Raw genomic sequence first — 19,088 nt, 5'->3', positions numbered from 1 at the left:
CCGGTTGAGCTGAACCGGCGTCGAGTTCGCGACCTGCGACGACACCCGGCGGGTGGATGCACGGACTCCAAGTGACAAGTGCAACGATGTGGCGCATGAAGGCACGCGTGCTCGTGGTGGACGATGATCCGGCCCTGGCCGAAATGCTGACCATCGTGCTCCGGGGAGAGGGGTTCGAGACCGCCGTCGTCAGCGACGGCACCAAGGCGATGCCCGCCTTGCGTGAGCTCAAACCCGATCTGGTCCTGCTGGACCTGATGCTGCCCGGCATGAACGGCATCGACGTTTGCAAGGCGATCCGGACCGAGTCCGTGGTGCCCATCGTCATGCTCACCGCGAAGAGCGACACCGTCGACGTCGTCCTCGGCCTGGAATCCGGTGCCGACGACTACATGGTCAAGCCCTTCAAGCCGAAGGAGCTCGTCGCCCGGCTGCGCGCCCGCCTGCGACGCACCGACGCCGAGCCGGCCGAGGTGCTCACCATCGGCGACGTGATCATCGACGTGCCCGGCCACGAGGTCACCCGCGACGGCCAGCCCATCGCGCTGACCCCGCTGGAGTTCGACCTGCTGGTCGCGCTCGCCCGCAAGCCGCGCCAGGTCTTCACCCGCGAGGTCCTGCTCGAGCAGGTGTGGGGCTACCGGCACGCCGCCGACACCCGCCTGGTCAACGTGCACGTGCAGCGCCTGCGCTCCAAGGTCGAGCGGGACCCGGAACGCCCGGAGGTCGTCCTCACGGTCCGCGGAGTCGGCTACAAGGCAGGCCCTCCGTGATTTCCTGAAGTTCCGCGCTCGTCTTGCTTGGCGGTGCGGGTGGCGGAACCTCACACGCCGTCTGGACTCCGTGCGCCACTCCTTTTGTATGCCAATACACGGCGTCGCGGCGTACTCGCCAGACGACGTGTGAGAACCCGCGGCGGTGCCAGCTGACAGGGTGGGGCACGGAGAAAGCGGCTCCGCCGCTTGCACGTGGTTTTGGAACAGTGCTGCGCGAAGGACGGATGCGGTGAGCGTGTGGACGCGTCATAGCCGCTGGGTGCGGGGGCTGACCAGCCGCGTCCGCGAGGAGACGCGGACTCGCTGGCACCGGTTCGAGGCGCTGTGGCGGCGGTCGATGCAGCTGCGCGTCGTCGTCAGCACGCTCGCCCTGTCGCTCGCCGTGGTGATCGTGCTGGGCATGGTCCTGCAGTGGCAGATCACCTCGCAGCTGCTGGACTCCAAGGAACAGGGCGCGATCGCGCAGGCCGATGCGAGCCTGAACGTCCTGGAACGCGAGCTCACCGCCGTCGACCCCAACTCCGACAGCGTCTCCGAACAGCTGGAAGCCGCGCTGAACCGGCTGACCACGTCCTCCTCCTCCGGCCACACCTCCGAGACCACCGCGGGCGCGTTCACCGCGGTGCTGGTGGACGGCCGCGCTCCCGGGGACCGCAGCAAGCAGCCCGCCGCCGGTCCCATCGGGGACGTGCCGGAAGACCTGCGCGGGTTCGTCGAGCGCGGCCAGCTCGCCACCAAGATCCACACGGTGCAGCGGGACAACGCGACGGTCACGATGGTGATCGTCGGAACCCCGGTGTCCAGCGCGACCCGCCCGCTGCAGATGTACCTGCTGTTCCCGCTCACCGGCGAGCAGCAGACCCTCGCGGGCCAGCAGCGGACGCTGCTGGTCAGCGCCGCCGTCCTGCTGGCGCTGCTGGGGGCGATCACCAACCTGGTGACCCGCCAGGTCGTGCGCCCGGTGCGGCAGGCGGCGCAGACCGCCGAGCAGCTCGCCGAAGGCGACCTGGACAAGCGGATGCGGGTGATCGGCGAGGACGACATGGCCCGGCTCGCCGAATCCTTCAACGAGATGGCCGACAGCCTCAAGCAGCAGATCACGCAGCTCGAGGAGTTCGGCCAGCTGCAGCGCCGCTTCACCTCCGACGTCTCGCACGAGCTGCGCACCCCGCTGACCACGGTCCGGATGGCCGCGGACGTGCTGCACGCCTCGCGCGAGGAGTTCCCGCCCGGCCTGTCCCGGTCCACCGAGCTGCTGGTCGACGAGCTCGACCGGTTCGAGCTGCTGCTGGCGGACCTGCTGGAGATCTCCAGGCTCGACGCCGGCGTCGCCGACCTCTCGGCCGAACGGCTGGACCTGCACGAGATCGCCGACCGCGCTGCCGAATCGGTGCGCGCCATCGCCGACACCAGCGGGGTCGAGCTCCGCGTGTTCCCGCCCCCGGACGGCGCCGACCTCGCCCTCGTCGCCGACGCCCGACGCGTCGAGCGCATCATGCGCAACCTCGTCGCGAACGCGATCGACCACGCCGAGGGCGGCCCGGTCGAGCTGCGCTTCGGCGGCAACGAGCAAGCGGTCGCCGTCACCGTCCGGGACTACGGCGTGGGATTGCGCAGCGGCGAGGCCGAGCTGGTGTTCACCCGCTTCTGGCGCGCGGACCCCTCCCGCAACCGGCGCAGCGGCGGCACCGGCCTCGGGCTGTCGATCAGCCTGGAGGACGCCCGCCTGCACGCGGGAGCTCTCGACGCCTGGGGAGAACCCGGCGAAGGCTCCTGCTTCCGCCTCACGCTGCCGCGCAAACCCGGCAAGGAACCCGAGACCAGCCCGCTGTCGTTGCCCAGCACCCGGCGCATCGCGGCACCCGAAGCCTTGCTGGCCGCCAGCGTGGAACGGCCGTCGGAAGGGGAGGGCGAGCAGGAGGTCCGCGATCAGGGCCCGGCTCGGCTCACCGAAGAGTCCTGGGAGGAGAAGTGATGGGCGCCCACCGGTCACGCAGGCTGGCGGCACTGCTGGTTCTGCTGCTGTCGGTGTCGGCGTGCGCTTCGATCCCGGAGAGCTCCGAGCCCAAGGCGGTCAAGGAGGTCGACGGCAGCAACGCGACCATCCCGATCAACCCGCCGCCGGACGACATCGACCCGCTGGCGCTCGTGCGCAGCTTCGTCGACAAGGCCGCCTCGCCGACCAGCAATCACGAGTCCGCTCGCAAGCACCTGGCGCCGTCGATCGAGCGCAACTGGACGCCGCCGCCGGGCATGCTGATCGTGGAGAACGTCGACACCATCCCGGCCGTCCAGCCGCAGCCGCTGCCCGAAGGGGTCCAGATGGTGACCCTGCGGGCCGATCGGGTCGGCAGGCTGCTCGCCGACTCCTCGTTCGTGCCGGAGACCGGTGAGTTCACCGTGGACGTGCGGGTGGAGCGCCAGGGCAACGGCCAGTGGCGGATCACGACGCCGCCGCCCGGGTTGGTCGTGAGCAAGACGTCCTTCAGCAGCAACTTCCGCCCGGTGCCCGTGTACTTCCTCGACCACGACCTCTCCGGTGTCGCACCCGACCTGCGCTACGTGGTGGCCCAGCCCGTCGCCACGGTCCCGCGACGGGTCATCGAGCTGCTCACCTCCGGGCCGTCGGAAGGGATGCGCGAGGCGATGCGCACCGCCATCCCGCCCGGAGTGCACCCCAAGACCAACGCCTCCGAGGCCGCGGACGGCGCGATGGAGGTCAACCTCAGCGATCTGGGCGAGGTCTCGGACGGAACCCGCAGGCTGATCGCGGCGCAGGTGGTCTACACGCTCGAGGGCGTGAGCAGCGCGCGCGTCCGCATCAGGGAAGAGGGCGTGACTCTGCTGACCGAGGGCAAGGACCTGCGCCCCATCGACATGGAGAAGTACGAGACGGACAACCTCCAGCGCCCGGACCTGCCGGGTCTGGCGGTGGTCGACGAGCGCGTCCTGGTGCTCGACCGGCACGCCCGGCCCATCCCCGGACCGGCCGGATCCGGCGAGTACGACGTGGTGCGCGCGGGTCGTTCGCCGCACGGCGACAAGCTCGCCGCCGTCACCCGCCGGCCGGCCGGTGTGGCGCTGCGCGTCGGCGACTTCGGCGAGCAGCTCGCCGAGACGCCCACGGTCGGCAGCTACATGAGCAAGCCGACCTGGCGCGGCGAGGAGGAGGCCTGGACCGTCGTCGACGGCCGCGACGTGGTGCGCGTCGTCGACACCGGTGCCCAGTGGACGCCGCAACCCGTCGACACCCGCGCGCTGCCGCCCGGCCGTCCGATCACCGACCTGCGGCTGTCCCGCGACGGCACGCGGATCGCGGCCGTCATCGACGGGAACGTGGTGGTCGCCGGGGTCGCCGAGCAGAACGGCCGCGCCGTGCTGCAGCGCCCGGTGGTGCTGCGCGCGCCGCAGGACGCACGGGTCACGTCGGTGGAGTGGCGGCAGGACCAGTCCCTGGTGGCGATCACCGACAGCAACAACTTCCCGGTCTTCGACCTGTCCGTGGACGGTTTCCGCTGGGAGCCCTACACCGCGGCCAACCTGGGGCAGCCGCTGACCGCGGTCACCGTCGGCCCCGGCGGGCAGGTGGTGGTCGCCGACCGCCACGGCATCTGGCAGGCGCAGGACACCGACGACGTCTGGTCGATCACCGACGCCCCGATCGGCGGGGCTTCCATCCCCTTCTACCCGGGCTGATCCAACACGCGTCGGTGAGTCGGATCAGCGATCGAGCCATGATCCGCTGGTGCTCCACCTGCTGCGCGAAGCGATCTCCGGCTTGGCCGACCTGCTGCTGCCGCAGCACTGCGTCGGCTGCGACGTCGCGGGTACCGCGTGGTGCTCGGTCTGCGCGGGCAGGCTCGGCGGGTTCCGCCGGGTCCACCGGCCGCTGCTCGGCGACGCGCCGCCCGTGTTCGCCCTCGGGCGGTACCGGGGCGCCGCCCGGCGCGCGGTGCTGGCCTACAAGGAGTCCGGGCAGCGCGCGCTCGCCGGTCCGCTGGCCGGCCAGCTGGCCACGGCGCTGCGCTCGATCACCGCGGAGGAATCGCTGGAACGCGAGTGGTGGCTGGTGCCCGCCCCGTCGCGGGCGGTCGCGTCGAGGCGGCGCGGAGGTGCGCACATGGCTCGCATCGCGCGCTCAGCTGCGGTCGCGCTCAGCGACTCGGGGTTTCCCGCGCAGGTCGCCGACTGCCTGCTGACCGGTCCAGGGGCCGCGGACTCGGCGGGCCTGACGCCGCAGCAGCGGCTCGACAACCTCTCGGGCCGGGTGCTGGTGCGCCCCCGCGGGCTTCCTCCGGAGGGGGCGCAGATCGCGCTGCTCGACGACGTGGTGACCACCGGAGCGACCGTCGCCAGCGCCGTGAGCACCCTCGACGGGGTGCGGCGTCCGGTCACCGCGGTGCTCGCCCTGACCGCGACGGCGGGCTGATCTCGACGAGTGAAAATCGCAGAACCCGTTCGGCCCAGGAACCCTCGCGCGGAGGTGTTCGTTCTCCGGGTGTGAGCTGGTTCAACGGACAGTCCGCTGCCGTGCGCAGAGCTACGACGCTACTTACCCGAACGAGTGAACCACTCGTTCGGAGGCCCGCTCCCGCCACGCCTGGCACACAGCGTGATCTGCTGCTTTCGGCAGCAAACATCACTCTCGGTGGATGCTTGACTTCGCCCGTCTGAGGGGGTGTCACAAATCGATAAACCGAGCTAACGTGGCGAACCAATCCAGCCGAACCAAGGCGGAGGGAAGGAGCGAAAACCCATGTCCCTGGCGCCTTGAGAGAGCTGATCTCTCTCCTTCCAAGGCGCCCCACCGTGCACACCTCGCCTACGGACTTGCAAGGAACGGAGGTCGTGAATGGATATCGTCGTCAAGGGTCGTAACGTTCAGGTTCCCGATCACTACCGGGAGCACGTCAACGCCAAGATGACCCGGCTTGAGCGGTACAACCGGAAGGCCATGCGGGCGGAAGTGGAACTGTTCCACGAGAAGAACCCCCGCCAGGCCAAGAACTGCCAGCGAGTCGAGATCACTCTCAAGGGCAAGGGCGCTCCCATCCGCGCCGAAGCCTGCGCCGGCGACTTCTACGCCGCGCTCGACGCCGCGACGACCAAGCTGGAGAGCAGGCTCCGGCGCATGCACGACCGTAGAAAGGTGCACTACGGACAGCACAACCCGACTTCCGTGGCAGAGGCGACCGCAGCGATGGCGGACCGGCCCGTGGTGACCGGCCCCGTCGGGTCCGGCTCCGGTGGAGCCGAGGGCCGAACCGCGCTGCTCGAAGCGCCCCAGGAAGCACCTGCGCAGTCCGCCGAAGTTCCGGGACAGCGCATGACCGAGGAGGACGCGTACGCGCCCGGCCAGGTCGTGCGGGAGAAGGAGCACTCGGCCAAGCCGATGACCGTGGACGAAGCCCTCTACCAGATGGAATTGGTGGGGCACGACTTCTACCTCTTCGCGGACGCCGACAGCGGCCGCGCCAGCGTCGTCTACCGCAGAAAGGGATTCGACTACGGCGTGATCCGACTCGCCGACGCCTGACCACACAACCGGGCGGCTTCAGCTCAGCCGTGCGGGTAGTGCACCCGCCACGACGTAGCTGAACGTGAGATGCGCGCACAGCACGCGGCGCCCTCCCGCCCGGTCGCACGGGCGAGTCTGCGCCACGCCCGACCTGGACGGCTGTCCCCCGCGTACGGTGGTTCGCGGGGGACAGCCGTTTGTTGCGGTCCGCCAACGCTGGATCGGACTACGGCGTACCCCCGCAGCCAGCTCTAATACGATGGCCACAAAGCGTCCGTGACGGACGCGTCACGATCAGCTAGCGAGGTCGACCGGATGGTCCTGTCCCGACTGCTCCGCGCCGGCGAGGGCAAGATGCTCAAGCGCTTGCGCTCTGTCGCAGCGCACATCAACGAGCTCGAAGACGCCGTCGTCGGTTTGTCCGATTCCGAGCTGCGGGGCAAGACAGACGAGTTCAAGCGCCGCTACAGCGAGGGTGAATCGCTCGACGAGCTGCTTCCCGAAGCCTTCGCCGTCGCCCGCGAAGGGGCCAAGCGCACCCTCGGCCAGCGGCACTTCGACGTGCAGCTGATGGGTGGCGCCGCCCTGCACCTCGGGAACATCGCCGAGATGAAGACCGGTGAGGGCAAGACCCTGACCTGCGTCCTGCCCGCCTACCTCAACGCCATCACCGGCGAAGGCGTGCACGTGGTCACCGTCAACGACTACCTCGCCAAGCGCGACGCCGAGTGGATGGGCCGCGTGCACCGCTTCCTCGGCCTCGAGGTCGGCGCGATCCTCGCCGAGATGACCCCCGAGCAGCGCCGCCAGGCCTACCACGCGGACATCACCTACGGCACCAACAACGAGTTCGGCTTCGACTACCTGCGCGACAACATGGCCTGGAGCCTCGCCGACTGCGTGCAGCGCGGCCACCACTTCGCCGTGGTCGACGAGGTCGACTCCATCCTCATCGACGAAGCCCGGACCCCGCTGATCATCTCCGGCCCCGCCGACCAGTCCTCCCGCTGGTACCAGGAGTTCGCCAGGCTGGCCCCGATCCTCAAGCGCGACGCCCACTACGAGGTCGACGAGCGCAAGCGCACCGTCGGCGTCACCGAAGACGGCGTCTCGATCATCGAGGACCAGCTCGGCATCGAGAACCTCTACGAGGCCGCGAACACGCCGCTGGTCGGCTACCTCAACAACGCGCTCAAGGCCAAGGAGCTCTACCAGCGCGACAAGGACTACATCGTCCGGGACGGCGAAGTGTCCATCGTCGACGAGTTCACCGGCCGAATCCTCGCCGGTCGCCGCTACAACGAGGGCATGCACCAGGCGATCGAGGCCAAGGAAGGCGTCGAGATCAAGGCCGAGAACCAGACTCTGGCCACGATCACGCTGCAGAACTACTTCCGCCTCTACGACAAGCTCGGCGGCATGACCGGTACCGCCGAGACCGAGGCCGCCGAGTTCCACAGCACCTACAAGCTCGGCGTGGTGCCCATCCCCACCAACGAGCCGATGGCGCGCATCGACCAGCCCGACCTGGTCTACAAGGGAGAGCCCGCCAAGTTCGAGGCCGTCGCCGAGGACATCGCCGAGCGGCACGAGAAGGGCCAGCCGGTCCTCGTCGGCACCACCAGCGTCGAGCGCTCCGAATACCTGTCGAAGCTGCTGACCAAGCGCGGCGTCCCGCACAACGTCCTCAACGCGAAGAACCACCAGCGCGAAGCCGCGATCATCGCCGAGGCCGGTCGGCTCGGCGCGGTCACGGTCGCCACCAACATGGCCGGCCGCGGTACGGACATCGTGCTGGGCGGCAACACCGACCACCTCGCCGACGCGGAACTGCGCGAGCGCGGTCTCGACCCGGTGAGCAGCGGCGAGCAGTACGAGGCCGAGTGGCCCGCCGTCGTGGAGAAGATCAAGACTCAGGTCGACGCCGAAGCGGACCGGGTCCGCGAGGCCGGCGGCCTCTACGTGCTGGGCACCGAGCGCCACGAATCGCGACGCATCGACAACCAGCTGCGCGGTCGTTCCGGTCGTCAGGGCGACCCCGGCGAATCCCGCTTCTACCTGTCGCTGGGCGACGAGCTCATGCGCCGGTTCAACTCCGCCATGGTCGAGACCGTCATGACGCGCCTCAAGGTGCCCGACGACGTCCCGATCGAGCACAAGATGGTCTCCAACGCGATCCGCAGCGCTCAGACGCAGGTCGAGCAGCAGAACATGGAGATCCGCAAGAACGTCCTCAAGTACGACGAGGTGATGAACCAGCAGCGCACCGTCATCTACGACGAGCGCCGCCGCGTTCTGGCCGGTGAGGACCTGCAGGAGCAGGTCATGCACATGCTCACCGACGTCGTCACCGCCTACGTCGACGCCGAGACCTCCGCCGGCTACGCCGAGGACTGGGACTTCGAGAAGCTCTGGAAGGCGCTGAGCTCGCTGTACCCGATCGGCCTCAGCTGGGAGACGCTGGTCGAGGAGGACGACGACCTCAGCAAGGAACACCTGCTGGAGCTGATCACCACCGACGCCAAGGAGGCCTACGCCAAGCGCGAGGCCGAGGTCGACGGCAAGGTCGGGCCCGGCGGGATGCGGGAGCTCGAGCGGCGCGTCCTGCTCAGCGTCCTGGACCGCAAGTGGCGCGAGCACCTCTACGAGATGGACTACCTCAAGGAGGGCATCGGCCTGCGGGCGATGGCGCAGCGGGACCCGCTCATCGAGTACCGCCGCGAGGGCTTCGACATGTTCGGCGCGATGCTGGAAGCGCTGAAGGAGGAGTCGGTCGGCTTCCTGTTCAACGTCCAGGTCGAGGCCGCCGAACCCGAGCCCGCACCGGAACAGCCCGCAATGCCGGTCTCGGTGAGCCAGTCCAACGGCGGTGTCCCGGAGGTCCCGCAGACGCCGCAGGTCCCGCAGGGCGGCGCTCAGCCCCAGGGCGCGCGTGCTCGGAGGGCCAAGCCCGCCTCGGCCGGGCCGGCCCTGAGCCAGCTCGCCGGCGGCCCCGGCGAGGGCGACGAGACCCCTGCCGCGCTCCGCGGTGGTGGGCTGCAAGCCCCGAGCAACCAGCGGCTGAGCTACTCCGGTCCGACCGAGACCGGTGAAGCGCAGCAGACCACCGAGCAGGACGGCCCCGACGCCCGCGGCGGCACCCGCCGCGAGCGTCGCGCGGCGGCCCGAGCCGAGCAGAAGAAGAAAAAGAGCTGAGCCCACGCGAAGGGCCCCGGACCACTCGGTCCGGGGCCCTTCGCGTTGCAGCGGCGGATGCCGCCGAGATCACGAGTTGGGGCGCTTGCCGTGGTTGGCGTTGTTCTTGCGCCGGTCCTTCTTCTTGCGCGCGCGCTTGCCCATAAGGCGACTCCCTCGAAGTTCGAACTTCACTCCAGCCCGGTGACCGCGAGTGATCAACTGACACCCGGTCTCCGCTGGGATTTCGAGCTTCCAGTCTGCCATGTCCGATACCTGCCGTCGGCGGGTGGTGGCGGTCATGGTTTCCTAAGCAGGGGCCGGTAGCGGCCGTGACGAGGAGGAAGAGATGGCCGAGGAGATCCGCGCCGAGATGGTGGCCAACGTCATGACGGTGTCGGTGTCCGAGGGCGACGCGGTCAACGACGGCGATTCGCTGGTGCTCCTGGAGTCCATGAAGATGGAGATCCCGGTGCTCAGCGAGGTTTCCGGCAAGATCAGCACCATGGCGGTGAAGCCCGGCGACGTCGTCCAGGAAGGCGACCTGATCGCCGTCGTCGAGTGACGACCCGCTTCGATCCGCGCAGCCGACCCGGGGGACCGACTTGTCCACGCTGAGTGATCTTCTCGCCGAACACACGGGACTGTCCGGCACTGCCGCCGACCACCTGCAGCTGGTGGTCGCCGAGTGGCAGCTGCTGAGCGACCTGTCGTTCGCGGATTTCATCATGTGGGTGCCGATCGGTCCGTCCGGAGCACCGGAGGACCGCTTCCTGTGCGTCGCGCAGGCCCGGCCCACGACGGCGCCCACGGCTCACCCCGAGGACGTGGTCGGCTCCGAGGTCACCCAGGACGACCACCCCCAGCTGCGGAGGGCCGCGCTGGAGGGCCGGATCTGCCGCGAGGAGGACCCGCGCTGGCACCTGGGGGTTCCCGTCCGGCGCGAGACCATCCCGGTCAAGCTCGGCGACGAGCTCGTCGCGGTGCTCAGCCGCGACACCAACCTCGCGGTGCCCAGAGTGCCCAGCCCGCTGGAGATCTCCTACCTCGGCAGCGCTGCGGACCTGTGCCAGATGATCGCCGACGGCACGTTCCCCACGCCGGAACCCGCACCCGACGTGCACACCAGTCCTCGCGTCGGTGACGGGCTGATCCGGCTGGACAACTCCGGCACGGTCGTGTTCGCCAGCCCCAACGCGCTGTCCGCCTACCACCGGATGGGCCACGCAGCGGACCTGGTGGGCGCGCAGCTGGCGCCGTTGACCCGGTCGCTGCTCAACGACCCGTTCGACGCGGACGAGGTCGCGCAGCGGGTTCGGCGCGCCATGGGCGGTGAACCGAGCATGCGCATCGAAGCCGAAGCTCGCGGTGCCACGGTCCTGTTCCGAGCGCTCCCGCTGCGGCCGCGCGGGCAGTCGGCCGGCGCGCTGGTGCTGGTCCGCGACGTCACCGAGGTCAAGCGCCGCGATCGGGCGCTGATGTCCAAGGACGCCACGATCCGCGAGATCCACCACCGCGTGAAGAACAACCTGCAGACCGTGGCCGCGCTGCTGCGGTTGCAGTCGCGGCGCACCGGCAACAACGAGGCGCGGCTGGCGCTCGACGAGTCCGTCCGGCGGGTCACCTCGATCGCGCTCGTGCACGAGACGCTGTCGATGTCGGTGGACGAGCGGGTCGACCTCGACGACGTGGTGGACCGGGTGATCCCGATGATGAGCGACGTCGCCGTCGCCGAAACCGGGGTGAAGGTCAGCCGCGGCGGGAAGTTCGGGGTGGTGTCGGCGGAACTGGCCACGCCGTTGGTGATGGTCCTGACCGAGCTGGTGCAGAACGCTTTCGAGCACGCCTTCCCCGAAGGGCAGGGCGGCGAAGTCGTTGTGCAGGCGGAGCGTTCGGCGCGCTGGCTCGACGTCGTCATCTCGGATGACGGTCGCGGCCTGCCGAAGGGATTCTCCCTCGAGCGCGCCGAACGTCTCGGCCTGCAGATCGTGCGGACCCTGGTGGAGTCGGAGCTCCGCGGGTCGTTGAGCTTGCGCGGTCGTGGTCATCAACGGGGTACCGAGGCGGTTTTGCGGGTGCCTCTGAAGTACCGACGATGACGGCCCGTATGCTGGGCGCCACGCAGGTGCGTCGATCACTCGAGTGACATCCCCACGCGCCGGGGACGTCGGGCCGATCGGGTCGGTTTCCCCGGGTTCCGGCTACCCCGTGACGATGGGGAGATCGGCTGGAACGTTCGGGACCGACATCGACGCTGATCGGCCGAGAGCTACTAGTCGGGGTCGGGTCAGTTCTTCGGTGCGAGGCCGTTGCGGCCGGGGCGAGACGGGCGGTCGGTCACCGGGGGTGCGACCGACCGGCCACGTGCTCAGCGAGCTGCTACTCAGGCGTTGGTGCGCGCCCGGGTGCGAGCGTTGCGACGCTTGAGGGCGCGACGCTCGTCTTCGCTCATGCCGCCCCAGACACCGGCGTCCTGGCCGCTCTCGAGTGCCCAAGCCAGGCACTGAGAGGCAACCGGACAGCGGCGGCATACGGCCTTCGCCTCGGCGATCTGCAGCACAGCAGGACCGCTGTTCCCAACCGGGAAGAACAGCTCCGGGTCCTCGTCACGGCAAACCGCATCGTGGCGCCAGTCCATTGTTCCTTGCTCCTCGCTAGGCGCGCCCATGCGCGCCGATAGTTCGTTCGGGGTGTTTGTGAATGCTTTCACGGGGTCCGTGTGCTTGTGAATGCTTTCACGAACTGCCGCGATGTCAAGAGGTCGATCTAGGGCGGTGAGCGAACTCACCTGAAAGATCGACAGACCTGACCAGGGATTTCACTGTGTTCCCGGACTCAGACGGGGGTCACGAGTCGGCAGCGATGTCCATCCGTTACGAGAAGGTTATACAGCGACGCGGAGAGCGTTCGGGACTGAGGAGAACTCGACCACCGATCGCTCACCCAGGCAATCGCCGTCCACCTGCAGGCGCAACGGCTCCGTACAGGCTACGCGTAGATGGGGCACATCCGCAGCCTGAATTGAGTTACTCCCGTGTGGTTTCCCTCTACCGCGTAGCATTTCCGCTACATGTCGCAACACAGGGTAAGTGCTCATCTTGGTCAGCGCGAGCACGCCGAGACCGGTGTCGAAGCTGGTCTCGGGGCTCATGCGGACCGGAGTCGAGCCCAAGTAGGTCCACGGGTCGGTGTTGGACACGAACACACTGTGTAGTAGCTCACTCGGGTGATCGTCACCGATTTGCAAGCTCAACTTCGGTTCCCCGCGGGCCATCCGGAAGTAGCAGGACAGGGCGATCCGGGCATACAGGGCGGGCGTGGCTTCGCGACCGCGGGAGCGCTGGCGCTCCATCTCGGCGACCACCTCGGCGTCCCAGCCGATGCCGGCGTTGAAGGTGAACCACCTCTCGTCGGCCTTGCCCAGGCCGACCTCGCGCGTGCTGCGGGTGGCCAGCGCCCCCATCAGGTGGTGGGTGGCGTCCACCGGATCCTTGGGCAGGCCGAGCGCGCGGGCGAAGACGTTCGCCGATCCGCCGGGCACCACGCCCAGCGTCGGCATCGCGGGATCGCCCGGCCCGGCGACCTCGAACATGCCGTTGACCACTTCGTTGACCGTGCCGTCGCCACCGTGCGCGATGACCAGGTCCGCACCGTCCCGGACGGCGTCCCGCGCGGCCTCCGAGGCGTGCCCGAAGTGCTTCGTCTCCACGACCTCCAGCTTCAGCACGCTCGCCAGGGCAGCGGCGAGCACATCGCGGCCACTGGCCGTGGTGGAGGTCGCCTGCGGGTTGACGACGAGAACGGCGCGCACAACCCGAAGCCTAAGCGAGACGAATTCGTGTCCGTCGGGCGCGGGTGCCGGATCGTGCGTGATGCGAAGAGTCAGGTGGGCTGGCCGGTCACCTCCGAGGCCGACGCGGCTCGGGACCGGCCGAGGTGCGCGGCAAGGGCGGACGAGGCGGGCGGACGCACCAGGAGCGGGTGCGTCGTGCCTCTGACCACCGGTTTCCGGTGACATTCGGATGCGTAACCCCGGAACGCACCCGATCGCTGTGCACCGGCTGCCGACGTGCACGCGGCGAGATCGACGGACACCCCGATATCCGTGAACGCCGCTTCAGCCATGAGTCGATCATGTCCTCTCGAGCCCTGCGGCAGCTATGCGGCGATCGGGCGGTATTACCATCGAAAGTGCACACGCAGAGTCACTAGCGGGGTCGTGGCCCCGGTTCTGAGAGGCCTTCTTGTCTACCGAGACCGTTCCCCGCACGGTGCGCATCGCCGGTGTGCTGACCACGTTGCAGGCGGTGGCAGGCCTGGTGTTCGTCGTAGCGCTGCTGATCCGCAGCGCCTCCACCCAGCTCGGCGGCGTCGGTCAGCTCGAACGGGGCGAGACGTGGGGCGAGGCCGGCTACTACACGGTTCTGGCCGCGGGCGTGCTCGCCGCCGGGATCGGGCTGATCAAGGGCAAGCACTGGGCGCGCACCCCGGCGATGCTGCTGCAGCTGCTGCTGCTCGGCACCGCCTGGTACGCGGCGGGCCCCTCAGGACGGCCGCTGATCGGCCTGATCATCGCCGTTCCCGCCGTCGCCGTGCTGTGGTTCCTGTTCAACCGCGCGGGCCGCGAGTGGTCGTTCCACGCGTCCATGGCACCCGACGCCCGCGAGGACTGACGCAGGGCTTTCAGTCCCCGAAAGACCGCAGCGCGTCCCCGCTGAGCCGGTAGACGCTCCAGCCGTCCATCGGAAAAGCGCCTTGAGCCTTGTAGAAGGCGATCGAGGGCTCGTTCCAGTCCAGCACCGACCACTCCAGCCGCGCGTAGCCCCGCTCGACGCACTCGTGCGCCAGCGTCCGCAGCAGCAGCTTGCCGAGGCCTGATCCGCGGTGCTCCGGACGGACGTAGAGGTCCTCCAGGTAGATCCCGTGCACGCCTTCCCACGTGGAGAAGTTCAGGAACCACAGGGACAGCCCGACGACGGCACCGTCCACTTCGGCCACGTGTCCGAACAGAGCCGGATCGGGCCCGAACAGCGCCGCACGCAACTGTGCTTCCGACAGGTGGCAGGAGTCGGGCTCCTCCTCGTACTTGGCGAGCTCGTGCACCAGCTCCACCATCGCCGCCACGTCGTCTTCACGCGCCCGCCGGATCATCGCAGACCTCCACAACCAGAACCGAGCTCTTCCGGGCCCATTCTGCGCGGTGGTGCGCCGGCCGCGGCGGCAGGCGCTCAGCCGTGCTGCCAGGCGGGGATGTTGGACCGCTGGACCTGCGGCACGCCCCGCTCGTACCCGAGAACGGTGATGGCCGCGGCGTCGAGCGAGAAGTGCACGCCCGAAGCGATCGGCAGGTTCAACCAGCGAGCGATCAGGCAGCGGCTGAAGTGGCCGTGCCCGACGAGCACCACGTCGCTGTCGGTGTGGCGCACCCGCTCCAGCAAGCCGTCGGCCCGGGTGGCGATGTTGGACGCGGTCTCACCACCGGGGCAGGGGTGGCTCCACACCGTCCAGTCGGGAACGGTCTCGCGGATCTGATCGGTGGTCAGCCCTTCGTAGTCCCCGTAATCCCACTCGACGAGCAGTGGTTCGGTGACCACGTCGGACAGTCCGGCCAGATCCGCGGTGCGCTGGGCACGCTTGCGGGGACTGCACAACACCTGCACGGGGCCGGCGGGGCGCAACGTGGTCAGGGCCTGGCCCGCCTGCCGCGCCCGCAGCTCACCTTCGACGGTGAGGGGCACATCGGTGCGGCTGGTGTGCTGGCCGGTCAGGGACCACTCGGTGGTGCCGTGCCGGAGGATGTAGACGCGCTGCTCCACGGATCGCAGCGTACGGCTCCGCGGAGCATCCGCACGACGACGCCACGCCGGTCAGCAAGTCCACATCGGTCAGTGCTCGTCGTAGTGCTCGCCGTGCGCGGCGTGCCGGTGTCCGTCGTGGACGTAGTCGACGTGATCGCCGTGCGGAACCGCGACGTGACCGCAGTTCTCGCCGTGCACGTGGTCGTGGGACCCGTGCTCCTGGTGCCCGCTCGCCTCGCACTCGTCGTAGTGCCCACCGTGATCGACGTGCAGATGCCCGTCGTGGGCGTAGTCGACGTGATCGCCGTGCGGGACGGCGACGTGCCCGCATCCGGGGCCGTGCTCGTGGTCGTGGCCGGTGTGCTCTCGGCATGCGGTGGTCATCAGCTCTCCCACTCCAGGCGAGACGTCGGTGTCGGCGAAATCCAGCCTATGGCCGCCGCGGAGACCACGCATGATCGTGGCCACCGACCACCGGGCCCCTTCGCGGACTGGAGCATGGGAACCTTTCGCGCACTTGTCGAGCCGCTGAGCGCTGCATGGGAACCTTCCTGTCACCGCAGCGGGGAGGGTGCGGGGCGAGAGCGCAAAAAAGAACGCCGACCGGTGTTCCCACCGATCGGCGTCCTCAAAGGCCCCTGAGATCAGCCCTTCTTGGTCTCCCAGAAGATCTTGTCGATCTCGGCGATGTAGTCCAGCAGCTCCTGGCCCTTCGCCGGGTCCATCGACCCCTTGGTGCCGGTGGCGCCCGCGGCCTTGGTGGCCTTGTTGACCAGCTCGTGCAGCTGCGGGTACTTCTCGAAGTGCGGGGGCTTGAAGTAGTCGGTCCACAGCACCCACAGGTGGTGCTTGACCAACTCGGAGCGCTGCTCGGCGATCAGGATCGCTCGAGTGCGGAACTCCGGGTCCTCGTTGCCCTGGTACTTCTCCTGGATCGCCTTGACCGACTCGGCCTCGATCCGCGCCTGCGCGGGGTCGTAAACGCCGCACGGCAGATCGCAGTGCGCGGTGGCCTCCAGGCGGGGGCTGAGGATGCGCGACAGGAGTCGCATGATTCCTCCCTGACAGTGAGTGCTCCGACGAGGCCGACCCTACTCTTGAAGATCCTCGTCGTCCTACCGGAGGTGTTGGTGAAATCGCTCGGAAGGTGGCCATTGCGCAGGTTGCGGGTGCGCGGGCCATCGATGGTTCCCACACTGCGGGACCAGGACGTCGTGGTGTTCCGGACCGGCGATCGCGCCGCCCCCGGCGATGTCGTGCTGGTGCGGTGGGAGCAGCGACCCGGCCAGCTCTCGGTCAAGCGCGCCGTGCGCCGCGACGCCGGCGGCTGGCACGTGGAGGGGGACAACGGCTTCGGCTCGACCGACTCCCGAGACCTCGGCCCGGCACAGGTGTTGGGCGTGGTGCGCTGGCGCTTGTGGCCGTCGCCGGGGCGGGTGCGCTGAGCATGGGAACCAACCTGTCAGTTCGGCGGTGACAGGTTGGTTCCCATGCTCACCCGTCGCGAAGGGACTCGTAGTGCGCTTGGCAGGCGTTGAAGTCCGGGAGCAGGCCGCGCTCGGCGGCTTCGGCGAGAGTCGGGGCGTCGCGGTCCTTCTCGGACAGGATCGCCGGGCCGGTGAGCTCCTGCTCCCACGGCAGGCCGATTTCCGGGTCGAGCGGGCTGATGCCGTGTTCGCCCGAAGGGTTGTAGCCCGTGGAGCACAGGTAGGTCATCACGGTGTTGTCGGTCAGGGCGAGGAACGCGTGCCCGAGTCCTTCGGCGACGTAGAGGGCGCGGTACTCGGTCGAGTCGAGGCGGACCGCCTCCCACCGCCCGAAGGTGGGTGAGCCGACCCGGACGTCGACGATCACGTCCAGCAGCGCGCCCTGCGGGCAGTAGACGTACTTGGCCTGGCCGGGAGGGGTGTCGGCGAAGTGCACTCCGCGGATGACGTTGCGGGCCGAGACGCTGTGGTTGGTCTGGGCCAGGCGCATCGGGTGACCGGTGGCTTCGGCGAAGGCCTTCTCCTGGAACGGGGCGACGAACAGGCCCCGGTCGTCCGGAAAAGCCTTTGGGGTGAATTCGAACGCCCCGGTGATCTCAAGTCGACGTACCTGCACGAGCGCCGAGCCTAGGAGGCGCGATCGGGACGGGTCCGGCGGGGCGGGTGGTGAGCGGAAGGTTCCCATGCTCGCTCGCATCGCGGAAAAGCTGAGGTCGGCACTCGGATTTTCCAAACAGTTTCGATTCAGATCGGAATACCGGACACTCGTACCGCATAACCGTGAAATGCGAACCGAACGGCCGTACTGCATCTCGTTCTCGGAAAATATGACGCGCGTACTGTGCGAATTCGTAAACTTTCTTACTTTTTGCTGGTGAGAGGTGTGATCCCTATCGCTGACATAGGGTTCAACGGGCTGGCACACTTATCGCACCGCAGCGTCCACCGGCGCCGCTATCCCGAACAGGATCGCCGGCATCGGTATTTCGGTAGACGTCTTCATCTCCGGTACGCCCGGGGCGTCGGCGTCGAAGGCGACCGCAAGAGGTCGCATCCGCCCGGCTCGTCGTGTTCGGGCCGCAGGCATGGCAACAGGAGGGACGCCGTGACCACGATGAACGAGAGCACCGCCAATGGAATCGGTGCTGATCTGACCCACGAAGAGATCTTCGCTGCGCACGAAGGGGGCAAGCTCACCGCTTCGGTGACGGCTCCGCTGGACAGTGCGCGCGACCTGTCGATCGCGTACACGCCTGGGGTGGCGCAGGTCAGCAGGGCGATCGCGAGCGATCCGACCCTGGCTGACCGCTACACCTGGACTCAGCGCCTGGTGGCCGTGGTCAGCGACGGATCGGCGGTTCTCGGCCTGGGAGACATCGGGCCGAAGGCTTCGCTGCCGGTCATGGAAGGCAAGTCCGCTCTGTTCAAGACCTTCGCCGGGCTCGACTCGATCCCGCTGGTCCTGGACACCAACGACGTCGACGAGATCGTGGAGACCCTGGTCCGGCTGCGTCCGTCCTTCGGTGCGGTGAACCTCGAGGACATCTCCGCTCCGCGCTGCTTCGAGCTCGAGCGCCGGGTCACCGAGGCGCTGGACTGCCCCGTCATGCACGACGACCAGCACGGCACCGCGGTCGTGGCGCTGGCGGCGCTGCGCAACGCCGCCCGGGTCGCCGGTCGTGAGCTGGGTTCGCTGCGCGTGGTCATCTCCGGTGCCGGTGCGGCCGGTGTCGCCTGCGCGAAGATCCTGCACACCGCGGGTGTCGGCGAGATCATCGTGCTCGACTCGCGCGGTGTCATCAGCGCCGGTCGCGAGGGGCTCACCCCGATCAAGGAAGAGCTCGCGGAGTTCACCAACCCGCGGGGCATCTCCGGTGGTCCGGCCGAGGCGATGACCGGTGCGGACGTGTTCATCGGCGTCTCGGTCGGCCAGGTCCCGGAGGAGCACGTGGCCCTGATGGCCAAGGACTGCATCGTGTTCGCGCTGTCGAACCCGGACCCGGAGATCCACCCGGAGATCGCGGGCAAGTACGCGTCGGTCGTGGCGACCGGTCGCAGCGACTTCCCGAACCAGATCAACAACGTCTTGGCCTTCCCGGGCATCTTCAAGGGAGCGCTGGACGTGGGCGCTCGCCGCATCACCGACGGCATGAAGGTCGCCGCGGCCGAGGCCATCGCGGCCGTGGCCGCCGACGACCTCAGCGCGGACTACATCGTCCCGTCGCCGCTGGACCCGCGGGTCGCCCCTGAGGTCAGCGCGGCGGTGTCGAAGGCCGCTCGTGCTGAAGGTGTGGCCACTGCGTGATCAACAAGCACTGTCGCCGGCCGGTGGGTC

At 68.8% G+C, this 19,088-nt stretch carries 18 protein-coding genes and 2 pseudogenes; 12 read left to right on the top strand and 8 right to left on the bottom strand.

Going from position 1 to position 19,088, the window contains the following annotated elements; genetic code table 11:
• Nucleotides 1-95: 95 nt before the first annotated feature.
• The 7 genes and pseudogenes from mtrA to FHU35_RS30470 all read left to right on the top strand — a co-directional run.
• A complete protein-coding gene (gene mtrA / locus FHU35_RS24800) occupies nt 96-773 on the top strand; it encodes an MtrAB system response regulator MtrA (RefSeq protein ID WP_093413767.1) in 678 nt (225 codons plus the stop codon).
• 232 nt (nt 774-1,005) lie between these two features.
• On the top strand, nt 1,006-2,751 hold the full coding sequence (mtrB, locus tag FHU35_RS24795; RefSeq protein ID WP_145743969.1) for an MtrAB system histidine kinase MtrB: 1,746 nt from the start codon (nt 1,006-1,008) through the stop codon (nt 2,749-2,751).
• Entirely contained in the window at nt 2,751-4,472 is a 1,722-nt protein-coding gene (locus FHU35_RS24790) for an LpqB family beta-propeller domain-containing protein (RefSeq protein ID WP_145743967.1), read from the top strand. Before mtrB ends, FHU35_RS24790 begins: the two co-directional genes overlap by 1 nt.
• 49 nt (nt 4,473-4,521) lie before the next feature.
• Nucleotides 4,522-5,205, top strand: coding sequence for a ComF family protein (locus FHU35_RS24785; protein WP_246110557.1), 684 nt, complete (start codon nt 4,522-4,524; stop codon nt 5,203-5,205).
• 423 nt (nt 5,206-5,628) lie between these two features.
• Nucleotides 5,629-6,312 (top strand): ribosome hibernation-promoting factor, HPF/YfiA family, encoded by a 684-nt coding sequence (gene hpf, locus FHU35_RS24780; protein WP_145743962.1) that lies wholly within the window; start codon nt 5,629-5,631, stop codon nt 6,310-6,312.
• 297 nt (nt 6,313-6,609) lie between these two features.
• Nucleotides 6,610-9,157, top strand: a pseudogene (gene secA, locus FHU35_RS24775) (preprotein translocase subunit SecA); the annotation flags it as partial.
• Nucleotides 9,158-9,228: 71 nt separating this feature from the next.
• Nucleotides 9,229-9,489 (top strand): annotated as a pseudogene (locus FHU35_RS30470) (hypothetical protein); the annotation flags it as partial.
• 69 nt (nt 9,490-9,558) lie between these two features.
• Here FHU35_RS30470 and FHU35_RS30465 read toward each other — a convergent pair.
• The gene (locus FHU35_RS30465) at nt 9,559-9,633 is read right to left on the bottom strand and encodes a 50S ribosomal protein bL37 (RefSeq protein ID WP_425474184.1); all 75 of its coding nucleotides are present in this window, start codon (nt 9,631-9,633) and stop codon (nt 9,559-9,561) included.
• Between the two features lie 184 nt (nt 9,634-9,817).
• On the opposite strand from FHU35_RS30465, the gene FHU35_RS24765 reads away from it, so the two are divergent.
• Both FHU35_RS24765 and FHU35_RS24760 read left to right on the top strand, forming a co-directional pair.
• Entirely contained in the window at nt 9,818-10,033 is a 216-nt protein-coding gene (locus FHU35_RS24765) for a biotin/lipoyl-binding carrier protein (RefSeq protein WP_145743956.1), read from the top strand.
• A gap of 40 nt (nt 10,034-10,073) precedes the next feature.
• Nucleotides 10,074-11,567: a PAS domain-containing sensor histidine kinase gene (locus FHU35_RS24760; protein ID WP_145743953.1), complete on the top strand. Its 1,494-nt coding sequence runs from the start codon at nt 10,074-10,076 to the stop codon at nt 11,565-11,567.
• Nucleotides 11,568-11,851: 284 nt separating this feature from the next.
• Here the strand turns inward: FHU35_RS24760 and FHU35_RS24755 are convergent, their stop codons facing one another.
• Entirely contained in the window at nt 11,852-12,106 is a 255-nt protein-coding gene (locus FHU35_RS24755; protein ID WP_093413759.1) for a WhiB family transcriptional regulator, read from the bottom strand.
• Nucleotides 12,107-12,352: 246 nt separating this feature from the next.
• A complete protein-coding gene (locus tag FHU35_RS24750) occupies nt 12,353-13,279 on the bottom strand; it encodes a diacylglycerol/lipid kinase family protein (protein WP_145743951.1) in 927 nt (308 codons plus the stop codon).
• Nucleotides 13,280-13,712: 433 nt separating this feature from the next.
• Between FHU35_RS24750 and FHU35_RS24745 the strand changes: the two genes are divergently transcribed.
• Entirely contained in the window at nt 13,713-14,141 is a 429-nt protein-coding gene (locus FHU35_RS24745) for a hypothetical protein (RefSeq protein ID WP_145743949.1), read from the top strand.
• 10 nt (nt 14,142-14,151) lie between these two features.
• Here the strand turns inward: FHU35_RS24745 and FHU35_RS24740 are convergent, their stop codons facing one another.
• The 4 genes from FHU35_RS24740 to sodN form a co-directional block, all read right to left on the bottom strand.
• On the bottom strand, nt 14,152-14,619 hold the full coding sequence (locus tag FHU35_RS24740) for a GNAT family N-acetyltransferase (RefSeq protein WP_222429494.1): 468 nt from the start codon (nt 14,617-14,619) through the stop codon (nt 14,152-14,154).
• Between the two features lie 77 nt (nt 14,620-14,696).
• Complete coding sequence (locus tag FHU35_RS24735) at nt 14,697-15,284, bottom strand: histidine phosphatase family protein (RefSeq protein ID WP_145743945.1); 588 nt, start codon at nt 15,282-15,284, stop codon at nt 14,697-14,699.
• A 69-nt stretch (nt 15,285-15,353) separates the two neighbouring features.
• Nucleotides 15,354-15,650, bottom strand: a complete 297-nt coding sequence (locus tag FHU35_RS24730) for a hypothetical protein (protein WP_145743943.1) — start codon at nt 15,648-15,650, stop codon at nt 15,354-15,356.
• Nucleotides 15,651-15,910: 260 nt separating this feature from the next.
• Nucleotides 15,911-16,318 carry a superoxide dismutase, Ni gene (sodN, locus tag FHU35_RS24725; protein ID WP_132619066.1) on the bottom strand — a complete coding sequence of 136 codons (408 nt, stop codon included), beginning with the start codon at nt 16,316-16,318 and terminating at the stop codon, nt 15,911-15,913.
• Between the two features lie 15 nt (nt 16,319-16,333).
• On the opposite strand from sodN, the gene FHU35_RS24720 reads away from it, so the two are divergent.
• Entirely contained in the window at nt 16,334-16,711 is a 378-nt protein-coding gene (locus FHU35_RS24720; protein ID WP_425474182.1) for a S24 family peptidase, read from the top strand.
• Nucleotides 16,712-16,760: 49 nt separating this feature from the next.
• On the opposite strand, the gene rfbC is transcribed toward FHU35_RS24720, so the two are convergent.
• On the bottom strand, nt 16,761-17,369 hold the full coding sequence (gene rfbC / locus FHU35_RS24715; RefSeq protein ID WP_145743940.1) for a dTDP-4-dehydrorhamnose 3,5-epimerase: 609 nt from the start codon (nt 17,367-17,369) through the stop codon (nt 16,761-16,763).
• Between the two features lie 489 nt (nt 17,370-17,858).
• On the opposite strand from rfbC, the gene FHU35_RS24710 reads away from it, so the two are divergent.
• Nucleotides 17,859-19,058: an NAD(P)-dependent malic enzyme gene (locus FHU35_RS24710; protein WP_145743938.1), complete on the top strand. Its 1,200-nt coding sequence runs from the start codon at nt 17,859-17,861 to the stop codon at nt 19,056-19,058.
• Nucleotides 19,059-19,088 lie beyond the last annotated feature (30 nt).

Origin of the sequence: Saccharopolyspora dendranthemae (assembly GCF_007829955.1) — a bacterium.
GTDB lineage: Bacteria > Actinomycetota > Actinomycetes > Mycobacteriales > Pseudonocardiaceae > Saccharopolyspora > Saccharopolyspora dendranthemae.
The sequence above is the reverse complement of the archived record's forward strand: the minus strand, read 5'-3'. Positions and strand labels throughout refer to the sequence as shown.